Here is a 12,623-nt window from a genome sequence, read left to right on the forward strand (position 1 = left end):
CACCTGCTGTAATCAACGCAGACCCCAACCGGAGAGACACCATGACCCCTTCACTTCGCGCCGCCACGGTGCAATTCCAGCATCGCGCCAACGATAAGAATTACAACCTGTCGACCATGGAACGCTTTATCACGGAGGCGGCCGAGCAGCAGATACAGCTGCTGGCCTTCCCGGAAATGTGCATCACCGGCTATTGGCACGTGCGCCATCTGTCCGACGCCGAGGTGCGCGCGCTGGCGGAGCCGATCGCGAGCAGCCCTTCTCTGGCGCGCATTCGCCCGCTGGCGGAGCGTTACAACATGGCGATCGGCGTCGGGCTGATCGAGCTGGGCGACGACGGCCGTTGCTACAACGCCTATGCCGTTTGTCTGCCGGACGGCGAGCTGCATGTGCACCGTAAACTGCACGCCTTCGAACACCCGGCTATCGCCAGCGGCGACCGCTACACGGTGTTCGATACCCCCTGGGGCGTGCGCGTGGGCGTCTTGATCTGCTGGGACAACAATCTGGTGGAGAATGTGCGCGCCACGGCGCTGCTGGGTGCGGAGGTGTTGATCGCCCCGCACCAGACCGGCGGCACCCATTCGCGCAGCCCGCACGGCATGAAGCCGATCCCGCAGGCGCTGTGGCAACGGCGTGCGGAAGATCCGCAGGCGATAGAAGCCGCCTTTCGCGGCGAACACGGCCGCGGCTGGCTGATGCGCTGGCTACCGTCGCGCGCTCACGACAACGGGCTGTTCTTGCTGTTCAGCAACGGCGTGGGCCGCGATGACGATGAGATACGCACCGGCAACGCGATGATCCTCGATCCTTACGGCCGCATCGTGGCAGAGACCTGGGCGGCGGAAGACCGGATGGTCAGCGCCGAACTCGATCTGACGCTGATCCCGCTCAGCACTGGCCGTCGCTGGATTTACGGACGCCGCCCCGAGCTGTACGGGCTATTGACCGAACCACAAGGCTATGAGCGCGATGCCCGCAGCGCACGCTTTTCAACGCAGCCGACGGGGCGCGGCGGCCGATAACAGATAAAAAAAATCCGCCCGGAGGCGGATTTTTTATCGGTGCGGCAAAATCTGCCGCAGGTTCATGCCCGCAGGCACGAACACACTTAGAAGCGGTAGCCTACGCCAACGTTCCAGGTGCCAACGTCAACGCTACGAATGCGGTTCTGCTCGTAACCGACATCCAGGGCAACGTTCTCGATTGGGTTGAACTGCAGACCGGCACCGTAGGTGAAGCCGTAGTCAGCGGTGTCGTGACGAGAAGTACCGTTCTGAGCGTTGGTAGTGAATTTACCGTAACCCAGGCCAACCAGACCGTAGATGCTCGCCCAGTCATTGATGCGGTATGCTGGACCGGCAGAGATAGAGTTGTACTGAGCTTTGTTGTAGAAACCGTCCTGAGAACCGTCCTTTTCCAGGTGGGTAAAGGAACCGATTACGCCCAGTGGGTTGTTGTCGAACTCGTAACGGTATTTCAGGTTGAAACCGTCGGCCTTGTTAGCAACGCCTTGGAAATCACCCTGCGCATAGCCAGCGGATACGGTGCTCTGACCAGCGAATGCGGTACCTGCGCTAACTGCTAATACGCAAGCTGCTACTGCGGAAAGACATGCAATTTTTTTCATAACCACCTCAAACGCGTTTTATTATTAAGTACATCCATTTGTTCATGCTTTGAAAATATAACAAAAATTAGCGTGAAACTCTGCCTTGAAATGAGTGTCTAATGCTTTATATCGTGTAACAGAAGATTTCAAGAACAGTGTATCTTCTTCTTTTCGCTCTATTTTCGGCCGTATTCTACGGCTTTCTGTGACAAAAATCACCTATTTAATATCCAGATAATTCTTAAGAAAAAGCGCACTTTTTGACCAAATCCGCCACATCTCATCCGAGGATCGGCGGATTTCACCGCGATGCGCGCTTTTCTCAGACAGATTTTCGCATTTCATTTACACTGCTCGCATCCCCGTTTCGACCGTTTTCTCAAGGCTGAGGAACGGCGCATAAAAGGCCCGTTAAGGATGTCGTTACCTACTTCCGGCAGAGCGCCCTCCGCGCTGCTGCCTATCTGTCTGTTAATCATCGCCATGGTGTCTATCCAGAGCGGTGCCTCGTTGGCCAAAAGTCTGTTCCCGATCGTGGGCGCGGAAGGCATCACCACGCTGCGCCTTTTCATCGGCACCCTGATTTTGTTCATCATCTTCCGCCCGTGGCGCATGCGCCTCGCCGCCGGCAGCCGCTTGCCGCTGCTGATTTACGGCCTGTCGCTCGGCGCGATGAACTACCTGTTTTACCTGTCGCTGCGCACCGTGCCGCTCGGCATCGCCGTGGCGCTGGAGTTTACCGGCCCGCTGGCGGTGGCCATGTTCTCCTCGCGGCGGCCGATCGACTTCCTCTGGGTGGCATTGGCGATCGCCGGGCTGTGGTTCCTGCTGCCGCTCGGCCACGGCGTGGGGGGGATCGATCCGTTCGGTGCCGCCTGCGCGCTCGGCGCCGGCGCCTGCTGGGCGGTCTATATCATCTTCGGCCAGAAGGCCGGCGGCGATCACGGCCCCGGCACGGTGGCACTCGGTTCGCTGATCGCCGCGCTGGTGTTCTGCCCGATCGGCGCCTGGCAAACCGGCAGCGTGCTGTTCAACCTCGATATTCTGCCGGTGGCGCTGGCAGTAGCGATCCTTTCCACCGCGCTGCCTTATTCACTGGAGATCATCGCGCTGCCCAAAATCCCGGCGCGCACCTTCGGCACCTTAATGAGCCTGGAACCGGCCATGGCGGCGCTATCAGGCATGCTGTTCCTCGGCGAACACCTGAGCGGCGTGCAATGGCTGGCGCTGGCGGCCATCATCGCCGCCTCCATGGGCTCCGCCCTGACCATCCGCCCTAAACCGCGCCTCGAAAGCCTTTCCTGATCGCTAACCCGCCTGCCGACCGCAACGCCGGAATGCAGGCGGGTTAACTGTTTTCCTCGTGACAAGTCGGCATACTTCCCCTTAGCCTGTACCGCAGGCACTTTGGACTTTCGCTCACATGGAGAATAACAGTGATTCACAACAGCCTGTTCAACCCACGCTTCGGCCGCGGACTCGCGCCGGCGCTGGTTTCAACCCTGACCGAGTTGCGTCGATGCGACCTGCCCGAACTGGCCCCGGGCCATCACCCGATCGACGGCGATAACATCTTTATGGATGTCATGACGCTGACCACTACGCCGGCGGCGCAGAAGCGCGCCGAGATGCATCAGGAGTACATCGCGCTCCATCTGCTGATCAGCGGTGAAGAGCGCATCGAATACGGTCTGGCGGGCGACGGGCATCGCGAACAGCCCCACGCAGAAAATAGCGACCTTCTGCTGCTGGACATCAAACGCCATCCGCAAACGCTGCACATGACGCACGGCATGTTCGCGATCTTTTTCCAAATGGAGCCGCACAAAACCGGCTGCCTGTGGCAGCGGCCGCAGCACATCAAGAAAGCGGTGGTGAGGATCCATCACCGCCTGCTGCTGTGACCCTGCGGCAACGCCCGTAAAAAATCGGCGGCCTGGCGGGGAGAGCGCAAGCGTATGAAGCAGCGCCCGGCGCCGGCCATTTCCGCTAGGTATTTTCGCCGATTTTTGGCGTAGGTGCGGATCGTCCACAGTACGATCGACTCGCGGCTGAAGAAAGAACGGCGAAAACTTTCCCGGTTGCCGGTGCCCGGCCACAGCTCACGTTTGCTGGCCGCGCGTCGGCACGCGCGGCGCACGGCTTGCCACAGCGTGCGCCCGAAACCGTAGTCCAGCCACAGGATATAGTCGACCTCGCGCCACTTGATCGGCTGCGTGCGGCTGTAGTTGCCGTCCAGCACCCAGCCTTCGCCCGCTTCGGCCAGCGCCTGCTCAAGCCGCGCCAGGAATGCGTCATCGGGCGTTCCCTGCCACTCGGGCCGCCAATAGAGCCTGTCCATCTCGATATAGGGCACGTCAAGCCGCTCCGCCAGTTGACGCGCCAGGGTGCTTTTACCGCTGCCGCTGGTGCCGACGACGTTAATTTTCATCACTCGCCACTCATAGAGAGGGGATAATCTCCCTACTGTAACTGCATCAATTACGGCTATCAATCTGAATAGGCTTAAAATTAACACCGCGATAACAAAGTGGATATTCTTCTGAGGCCGGCATGCTCAATGAAAATAAAATAACAGGGATAAACCGTCACTGCGGTAAATAATAAACCTGCAACAAAAAATAAAAAAACCAATAAAAATCAATTTCATTAATCAAAAACAAAAGCCACATTAAAATATTGCCATTAGGCTAATCCTATTTGTGCAATAGCCATTTTCGTACGGCAAAAATAAATACCCCTGCTATAATTGATCCCGTAACGAAATAGGACAACGACTAATCAAGAGGATATCTGATATGAGTACCGCTAAACTGGTGAAAACGAAATCTTCTGATCTGCTGTATACCCGTAACGATCTGGACGAAAAAGTCAAACTGGCCGCCATCAAGGCGCTGAACCATCAGGTCGTGCAATTTATCGATCTTTCGCTGATCACCAAACAGGCGCACTGGAACATGCGCGGCGCGAACTTCATCGCGGTCCATGAAATGCTGGACGGCTTCCGCACCGCCATCATCGAGCATCAGGACACCTTCGCCGAGCGCGTGGTGCAGTTGGGCGGCGTCGCACTGGGCACTGTACAGGTGGTCAACGATCGCACGCCGCTGAAAAGCTATCCGACCAATATCCACAGCGTGCAGGAGCACCTGAAAGCGCTGGCCGATCGCTACGGCGCGGTAGCGAATGACATCCGTAAGGCGATTACCGAAGTGGAAGACGAAGACACCGCCGACATGTTCACCGCCGCCTCGCGCGATCTGGACAAGTTCCTGTGGTTCATCGAATCCAATATCGAATAACGCGAAAGCGTTGCCGAGCGCCCGTCGTTCCGGGCAGAACAGGCTGGGCTTTGCCCGGCCTGTTTTCTTTTGCGCGACCGTTGCATTGTACGAAAAACGCCCCATATTAAACGGTAGGGTTCCCTTGTCAGGAGGTTATGATGGCCAGCGGCTGGGCGGCGGACGGCGCCGTACAAGATCAGATTGACTCCACCGTCGACGATGCGGTGCAGCGCGCGCGTGAAGCGCTCGGGCACGGCGAGAGCGAACGCTATTGCCAGGAATGCGGAGAGGCGATCCCCGAGGCGCGCCGCAAGGCGCTAACGGGCGTACGTTTTTGCCTCGCCTGCCAGACCGAACAAGACAAAAAACACGCGGCCGCCAGCCTGTACAACCGGCGCGGCAGCAAAGACAGCCAGTTGCGCTAGCATTATCTGCTCACCCTTTTGCACCCTCGCGGCCCCGCTTGCACCGTCAGTGCATCATGAAAGTTAGAGTTAGTTATCAATATTGAAGCAAAAACGTTAAAGAACGGTTGTTTCACAGCCAAAATTTGGTTAATGATAGCCCCGTGCACCAAGATAATTCTTACGCACCATTTTGGTGCCTCACCTTGGTGCATAACCATAACAATTCGCCTTTCCGGCACAACATCACGCACTAACTCTTTGTTTTTATAGTGGTTGAAAACATGGCACGATTTTTTCATGGCACCAACTGCAATATAAAAAATGGGTAATCCGCAACCTGTACAGGAATTCCTCTCATGAAGTCGATTTTTAAAGTCTCCCTGGCCGCACTCTCTCTGGCCTTTGCCGTAAGTTCCCACGCAGCAGACAAACTGGTGGTCGCCACCGACACCGCTTTCGTTCCTTTTGAGTTCAAACAAGGCGACAAATACGTCGGCTTCGACATCGACCTGTGGGCCGCCGTCGCCAAAGAGCTGAAGCTGGACTACACCCTGAAACCGATGGACTTCGGCGGCATCATTCCGGCGCTGCAGACCAAAAACGTCGATCTGGCGCTGGCCGGCATCACCATCACCGATGAGCGCAAAAAGGCCATCGACTTCTCCGACGGCTACTACAAGAGCGGCCTGCTGGTGATGGTCAACGCCGACAACAACAGCGTGAAAAGCATCGACGATCTGAACGGCAAAGTGGTGGCGGTGAAGAGCGGCACCGGCTCGGTGGATTACGCCAAGCAGCACATCAAAACCAAGGATCTGCGCCAGTTCCCTAACATCGACAACGCCTACATGGAACTGGGCACCAAGCGCGCCGATGCGGTGCTGCACGACACGCCAAACATCCTATACTTCATTAAGACGGCCGGCGCCGGCAAGTTCAAAACCGTAGGCGATTCGCTGGAAGCACAGCAGTATGGCATCGCCTTCCCTAAAGGCAGCGACGAGCTGCGCGAGAAGGTGAACGGTGCGCTGAAAACCCTGCGCGCGAACGGCACCTATAACGAGATCTACAAGAAGTGGTTCGGCACCGAACCTAAGTAAGCTGTGAATTTGGCAAGCTATTAACTTAAGCACAGGGGGTCGCTTAACCCCCTGCGCTTCGTTGTATCTGATACCCACGTTTGGGATCACCGGGAGAAATATCATGCAGTTCGACTGGAGCGCCATCTGGCCCGCCATTCCTATCTTGTTAGAGGGCGCCAAAATGACCCTGTGGATTTCGGTCCTCGGTCTGATTGGCGGCCTGATCATCGGCCTCGTCGCCGGCTTTGCCCGCACCTACGGCGGTTGGATCGCCAACCACATCGCGTTGGTGTTTATCGAAGTAATTCGCGGCACGCCGATCGTGGTACAGGTGATGTTCATCTACTTCGCCCTGCCGATGGCATTTAGCGACTTGCGCATCGATCCGTTCACCGCGGCGGTGGTAACCATCATGATCAACTCCGGCGCCTACATCGCGGAAATCACCCGCGGCGCGGTGCTGTCGATTCATAACGGTTTCCGCGAGGCCGGCCTGGCGCTCGGCCTGTCGCGCCGCGAAACCATCCGCTACGTCATTATGCCGCTGGCGCTGCGCCGCATGCTGCCGCCGCTGGGCAACCAGTGGATCATCAGCATCAAAGACACCTCGCTGTTCATCGTGATCGGCGTGGCGGAGCTGACCCGTCAGGGTCAGGAAATTATTGCCGGTAACTTCCGCGCGCTGGAAATCTGGAGCGCCGTGGCGGTTATCTATCTGATTATTACCCTGGTGCTGAGCTTCGTGCTGCGTCGTCTGGAAAGAAGGATGAAAATCCTGTGATTGAATTTAAAAACGTCTCCAAGCATTTTGGCCAAACCCAGGTGCTGCACAACATCGATTTGAAGATCGACAAAGGCGAAGTGGTGGTGATCATCGGGCCGTCGGGCTCCGGTAAATCCACCCTGCTGCGCTGCATCAACAAGTTGGAAGAAGTCACCAGCGGCGATCTGATCGTCGACGGCCTGAAAGCCAACGATCCGAAAGTTGACGATCGGTTGATCCGCCAGGAAGCCGGCATGGTGTTCCAGCAGTTCTACCTGTTCCCGCACCTGACGGCGCTGGAAAACGTCGCCTTCGGCCCGATCCGCGTGCGCGGCGCGAAGAAGTCCGATGCGGAAAAGCTGGCGCGCGAGCTGCTGGCCAAGGTCGGTCTGGCGGAGCGTGCCCACCACTACCCGTCCGAACTGTCGGGCGGCCAGCAGCAACGCGTGGCCATTGCGCGCGCGCTGGCGGTGAAGCCGAAAATGATGCTGTTCGACGAGCCGACCTCCGCGCTCGATCCGGAGCTGCGCCATGAAGTGCTGAAGGTAATGCAGGATCTGGCCGAGGAAGGCATGACGATGGTCATCGTCACCCACGAAGTCGGCTTTGCCGAAAAAGTGGCGTCGCGCCTGATCTTTATCGATAAGGGCCGGATTGCCGAAGATGGCAACCCGCACGATCTGATCAACCATCCGCCAAGCCCGCGTCTGCAGGAGTTCCTGCAGCACGTGTCCTGATCCCGGCGGTTTAACGGCGGGCGCGCCACGCGCCCGCCGCTTTCATTCCGCACGCTCTCCCACGCCCCAGCGCGCCATCTTTCCTACTATATTGATTGTTTTTCATCGTATTGCTTTTACATCCGCCGATCACAGAACGCCAAAGAGAGGAACAATGCCGCCAAACGCAGACTCCCGACGAGGTTCTCATCTGCGAGAACACCTGCTTTTCCTGCTGCTGTTGCTGACCCTGAACGTCTTCGCACCACCGGCCCTGGCGCAAAACGCGCCGCCCACGCCCGCCGACAAGAGCGAGCAGCAGAAAGCCGCCTACGCCGCGCTGGCCGATCTGCTGCAGGACGACAAAGCGCGCGCGGAACTCATCAACCACCTGAAACAGGCCGCCGGCGACGCCCCCGCCACCGCCCCGGCAACGCCGGTGGAATCAACGCCGGCGACCCTGAGCGACAGCCTGAACTCGCTGGCGCAGGAAGGCATCGGCACCTTTAACCAGAAGCTCGGCGCGCTGCAAAAGCTGATCGATTCCGGCCCGAAGCGCGTTTTCAATCCCGCCGGCTTTTTCCGCGCGCTGGGCTACTTTCTGCTGACGGTGGCGGTCACCTTTGCGCTGTTCCACCTGATCCGGCGACTGATCGCGCCGCTGTACAAGCGCATGGGCAGTTGGGGGCACAACGCCCGGCTGCAGCGTGGCCCGTGGTATAAACGCCCCGCCGCCATTCTCGGCGCTTTCGCCGTCGATCTGCTGGTGCTGCTGCTGGCGCTGGCGGCGGGCAACCTGTTCGCCCGCCACGTCCACGCCGACAGCGCCACCATTCTGCGGTTGCAGACCCTGTTTCTCAGCGCCTTCGCGGTGATTGAGTTCTTCAAGGCGGTGCTGCGGCTGATTTTCGCCCCCAACTTCGACTACCTGCGCCCCTTCCCCTTCAGCGACCCGAGCGCGCGCTACTGGAACTCGCGCCTCGCCTGGCTCAGCGGGCTGATCGGCTACGGCCTGATGGTGGTGGTGCCGGTGGTGGCGGTGCAGATCAGCTACCCGGCCGCCGCCGCCGTCAACCTGGTGGTCATGCTGGCGCTGACGCTGTATGCCATCTGGCTGATCCTGCACAACCGCAAGCCGATACAGCAACAGATCAACCTGCTGGCCGAACGGTCGATGGCGTTTTTCAGCGTGATCCTGCGCGGCCTGGGGCATATCTGGCACCTGCTGGCGATCGCCTATTTTCTGGTGTTGTTCGTGCTGTCCCAGTTCGACATCGGCAACAGCCTGCGCTTTATGATGAGCGCCACGGTGAAAAGCCTGCTGGTGGTCGGCGTCGGCGCTCTGCTGTCCGGCATGCTGACCCGCTGGATTTTCCGCCGCATTTCGCTGCCGACCGACGTCAATCTGCGCTATCCGATGCTTGAGCGGCGCATCAACTCCTATATTCCCAACGGGTTGAAGATACTGCGGGTGATGGTGGTGCTGGCGGTGACGCTGTTCCTGCTTGACGCCTGGCACCTGATTAATCTGTACCAGTGGGCAGGCAGTGAAAATGGCCAGCGGACGCTCGGCGGGCTGGTGCATATCCTGCTGATCCTGCTGATCGCCGTCTTCAGCTGGACGCTGATGGCCAGCATCATCGAGCACCGTCTGGCGTTGGAGCTCAGCAACGGCGTGCGGCCGAGCGCGCGCGAACGCACGCTGCTGACGCTGTTTCGCAACGTGCTGGCTATCGTGATCAGCACCATTACAGTGATGATCGTGCTGTCGCAGGTGGGGCTGAACATCGCGCCGCTGCTGGCGGGCGCCGGCGCGCTGGGGCTGGCTATCAGCTTCGGCGCCCAGACGCTGGTGAAAGACGTGATTACCGGCGTATTCATCCAGTTCGAAAACGGCATGAATACCGGCGAATACGTCACCGTCAGCGGCATCACCGGCACCGTGGAGCGCATGACCATTCGCTCGATCGGCCTGCGCGACGACTACGGCGTCTACCACATCGTGCCGTACTCCTCGATCACTACGCTGGCCAACTATGCGCGTGAGTTCGGGGTGTATCGCGCCAACTACACCGTCAGCCGCGACGAGGATATCGATCGGGTCAATGAGGTGCTGCATCAGGCCGTCGCGGCGCTGAAGCAGGATGAGCAGGTGAAGCATTTCCTGATTGGCGAGCCGGTCTTCAACGGCGTGGTGGCGCTGGGCGACCGCTCGTTCACCACCCGCGTGACGGTGCGCACGCAGGCGCTGAAACAGTGGGTGGTGCAATACGCCCTCGATCGGCTGGTGAAAATCCATTTCGATCGGGCCGGCATCGGCATGCCTCAGCAGGCGATGCAGATCTCCCGCGCGCCGCAGCCGCACGAAGAACAGGCACCGCCCGCGGCTCCCGGCAGTTAGCGCCCGCGCCCGCAGGGCTGAGCGGCCAGGAAGGCCGCCACGTCCTGTCGGTAGGCGTCGTATTGCACCGAGCGCGGCGCAAACAGGCCCACCACGTTGATCAGCCACGGATGGCGGGCGAACAGCGGTTTGATCATCACGTGGTCGGCTTCGTCGATGCGCGTTACCGTCAGCAGCGAGGCCGGGATCGTTTGCCGATACACGCGCTCGGTTTCGTCCGCGTCCACGTTGACGTCGCGCCCGCCCAGGATCAGGTGCACCGGCGTGTTGAAATTCCGCAATCCCGCCGTCGCGTCGCTGGCCATGTTGGCGCGGATAAAGCGCCAGCGGTCGGCGCCCAATGCGGCGGCGGCGCCATACTCGCGGCGGTACTGCGCGTAGCCGTCCGGTTGTTCGAGCAGCGTCTGAATGTGGCGCCAATGCGCCTCGCGCGCCTGGATTTGTGCTTCATCATCCCCCGCGGCCGCCATCGCCGCCCGGGTGTTATAGCGCCCCTGCCGCAGCCAGTTGATCGCCGGCGCCAGCGCCAGCGTGAAGGCGATGTCGGGGCGTAAACGCGCCACCTCCGGCATCACCCACCCCGCCTGGCTGGTACCCCATAGCCCCACGCAGCGCGCATCGAAGCGCCCGTCCCGCCGGGCCCAGTCGATGATATCGGCGGTTTCCCGCGCGCGATCCGCCATGGTCTGATGCAGCCAGTTGCCGCCCGAGCCGCCAACGCCCAGCTTATCGAAGGATAAAACCGCGTAGCCCTGCTGCGCCATCGCCTCCCAAATGCCGTAATAGCCTTCGTCGCGGCTGGCGTTAGCCGGCCCATCGCCGTGCACGAACACCACCACGCCGGGCTTGACCGGCGCATGCTGCGGCAACACCAGCGTGCCGGTCAGCCGGTTGCCGCCGGCGGTCACCGTGACCGGTTCGGTGACGAAGCGAAAGTCGTTGACGAAAATGACCCACCCGAGCGCCAGCAGAAACAGCACCACACTGCACAGTCCTATTTTGCGCACGTCGCCTCCCCGCAGAGTCTCTCCATCAACACCCAGTCGGCCTGACCGAACAGCCATCCCAACGCAGCGTAATGCTCTTCTCGCCGCACCTGAAAACCACAGCGCCGATACAGGCGCAGCGCATCCACGTTGCGCCGGCTGACGTGCAGGCTCAGGCGCCGCCCCGAACCCTGCCCGGCAGCGTAGTCGTTCATCCACTGCAGCAGCCGCTTGCCCACCCCTTTGCCGCGCTGATTCTCGGCCACCGCCAGGTAAGAGAGATACAGTTCATCGGCCGCCGGGGTGTGCCGCAACACCGCCATTTGCAGATACATGCGCCAAACGTTCAGCCAACCATAGCGGCGGCACAGCCGCCAAATCGGCAAGGCATGCGGACGCCGCCCGGCGTTGTTCTCGCCAGCGGCCGCATTGAGGGCAAAGGCCGCCACCACCTGTTCACCCTGCTTCACCACGAAGCTGCGCTCCCGGCTGCCGCCTTGCTTCCAACGCCACAGCCGATAGAACAGACGCCACTGAAGGCGGGGGCTCAGACGGCGCGCGCGCTGAAACTTGTCGCAGAACGCGGCGTAGATCAGCGCCGCCGTTTGCAGGCGGTCAGCATCGTGGTACGGCTCAATGTGCAGCATATCCACCTCGACTAGGGATGCCGGTAGAGCAGCTGTTCCAACAGCCGCACCGGCGTGGTCTCCTCCGGCGCGGACGACGCAAAGATCGCCTGCCGCCAGGCCTGACTTTCGATCACGTCCAACACCAGCTGCGCAAGCGGTAACGGCGCTATCGCCGGTGCAATCTCACCGGTTTGCTGAGCTTCGGCGATAACCGTCGCCAGCGCCTCAATCAGCTGCCGCTGGTTGGCGCCGAACGGCTCGGCCAACGCCGGGTTGCGCGCCACCTCCGCCACGATCTCCGCCGACAGCTGCACATTGGCCGGCTCAGCGACAAAAGCGTGATAGGCGGTAAAAAAGGCCGACAGCGCCTGCTTCGGCCGCTTTCTCTCGGCCCGCAATCCGGCGGCAAACTCGGTGAATACGCCGTTTTCCAGCAGCGCAATCTCGCCGATCAACGCCTCCTTGCCGGTAAAGTGGTTATAGAGGTTGCCGACGCTGACGCCCGCCGCCTGCGCGATATCCCGCATGCTGGTCTGGTGAAATCCCTTATGGGTAAAGCTGTGCAGCGCGGCCTTGACAATCTTTTCTCGATTTCCCATCGACAACTCCCGAAACGGTGAAGGGGGGCGCCTGGCGCCATCGAATAAACATTAATGAACGAACGTTCGTTCACATTTAAGGATAGCATAGGCCGGTAAAATTGAACCACGGCTCAACGGCGTGTGAATCGGCGGGAAGATAAA

The 12,623-nt window shown here is 59.9% G+C and carries 14 protein-coding genes; 9 read left to right on the plus strand and 5 right to left on the minus strand.

The window, feature by feature from the left end; translation table 11 throughout:
• Positions 1–41: 41 nt before the first annotated feature.
• Positions 42–1,025: a nitrilase family protein gene (locus ACUXAC_RS12230; RefSeq protein ID WP_047728214.1), complete on the plus strand. Its 984-nt coding sequence runs from the start codon at positions 42–44 to the stop codon at positions 1,023–1,025.
• 86 nt (positions 1,026–1,111) lie between these two features.
• On the opposite strand, the gene ompX is transcribed toward ACUXAC_RS12230, so the two are convergent.
• A complete protein-coding gene (ompX, locus tag ACUXAC_RS12235) occupies positions 1,112–1,630 on the minus strand; it encodes an outer membrane protein OmpX (RefSeq protein ID WP_019454480.1) in 519 nt (172 codons plus the stop codon).
• Between the two features lie 399 nt (positions 1,631–2,029).
• Between ompX and rhtA the strand changes: the two genes are divergently transcribed.
• Together rhtA and nanQ are read left to right on the plus strand one after the other, a co-directional pair.
• Positions 2,030–2,917, plus strand: coding sequence for a threonine/homoserine exporter RhtA (gene rhtA, locus ACUXAC_RS12240; RefSeq protein WP_038880488.1), 888 nt, complete (start codon positions 2,030–2,032; stop codon positions 2,915–2,917).
• Between the two features lie 131 nt (positions 2,918–3,048).
• Positions 3,049–3,516 carry an N-acetylneuraminate anomerase gene (gene nanQ, locus ACUXAC_RS12245; protein WP_047728217.1) on the plus strand — a complete coding sequence of 156 codons (468 nt, stop codon included), beginning with the start codon at positions 3,049–3,051 and terminating at the stop codon, positions 3,514–3,516.
• Here the strand turns inward: nanQ and ACUXAC_RS12250 are convergent.
• Positions 3,498–4,043: an AAA family ATPase gene (locus tag ACUXAC_RS12250; protein ID WP_060421270.1), complete on the minus strand. Its 546-nt coding sequence runs from the start codon at positions 4,041–4,043 to the stop codon at positions 3,498–3,500. The genes nanQ and ACUXAC_RS12250 overlap by 19 nt on opposite strands.
• A gap of 367 nt (positions 4,044–4,410) precedes the next feature.
• Here ACUXAC_RS12250 and dps point away from each other — a divergent pair, with 367 nt between their 5' ends.
• The 6 genes from dps to ybiO all read left to right on the plus strand — a co-directional run bounded on the left by dps (position 4,411) and on the right by ybiO (position 10,265).
• Positions 4,411–4,914 (plus strand): DNA starvation/stationary phase protection protein Dps, encoded by a 504-nt coding sequence (gene dps / locus ACUXAC_RS12255; RefSeq protein WP_004939215.1) that lies wholly within the window; start codon positions 4,411–4,413, stop codon positions 4,912–4,914.
• 140 nt (positions 4,915–5,054) lie between these two features.
• Entirely contained in the window at positions 5,055–5,321 is a 267-nt protein-coding gene (locus ACUXAC_RS12260; protein ID WP_038880495.1) for a DksA/TraR family C4-type zinc finger protein, read from the plus strand.
• Positions 5,322–5,659: 338 nt separating this feature from the next.
• On the plus strand, positions 5,660–6,403 hold the full coding sequence (gene glnH, locus ACUXAC_RS12265; RefSeq protein ID WP_038880498.1) for a glutamine ABC transporter substrate-binding protein GlnH: 744 nt from the start codon (positions 5,660–5,662) through the stop codon (positions 6,401–6,403).
• Positions 6,404–6,506: 103 nt separating this feature from the next.
• A complete protein-coding gene (gene glnP / locus ACUXAC_RS12270) occupies positions 6,507–7,166 on the plus strand; it encodes a glutamine ABC transporter permease GlnP (protein WP_019454487.1) in 660 nt (219 codons plus the stop codon).
• Positions 7,163–7,885 carry a glutamine ABC transporter ATP-binding protein GlnQ gene (gene glnQ, locus ACUXAC_RS12275; protein WP_004939230.1) on the plus strand — a complete coding sequence of 241 codons (723 nt, stop codon included), beginning with the start codon at positions 7,163–7,165 and terminating at the stop codon, positions 7,883–7,885. Before glnP ends, glnQ begins: the two co-directional genes overlap by 4 nt.
• A 154-nt stretch (positions 7,886–8,039) precedes the next feature.
• A complete protein-coding gene (ybiO, locus tag ACUXAC_RS12280) occupies positions 8,040–10,265 on the plus strand; it encodes a mechanosensitive channel protein (RefSeq protein WP_225529013.1) in 2,226 nt (741 codons plus the stop codon).
• Here the strand turns inward: ybiO and ACUXAC_RS12285 are convergent.
• From ACUXAC_RS12285 to ACUXAC_RS12295, 3 genes are read right to left on the minus strand one after another with little or no spacing between them, the layout of a single operon-like run.
• Positions 10,262–11,272, minus strand: coding sequence for an alpha/beta hydrolase family protein (locus ACUXAC_RS12285; protein WP_421115202.1), 1,011 nt, complete (start codon positions 11,270–11,272; stop codon positions 10,262–10,264). The genes ybiO and ACUXAC_RS12285 overlap by 4 nt on opposite strands.
• Positions 11,260–11,898 (minus strand): GNAT family N-acetyltransferase, encoded by a 639-nt coding sequence (locus ACUXAC_RS12290; protein WP_225529015.1) that lies wholly within the window; start codon positions 11,896–11,898, stop codon positions 11,260–11,262. Before ACUXAC_RS12290 ends, ACUXAC_RS12285 begins: the two co-directional genes overlap by 13 nt.
• A gap of 11 nt (positions 11,899–11,909) precedes the next feature.
• Entirely contained in the window at positions 11,910–12,479 is a 570-nt protein-coding gene (locus ACUXAC_RS12295; protein WP_087762177.1) for a TetR/AcrR family transcriptional regulator, read from the minus strand.
• Positions 12,480–12,623 lie beyond the last annotated feature (144 nt).

It is taken from the genome of Serratia sp. 121840015-1, assembly GCF_053627655.1.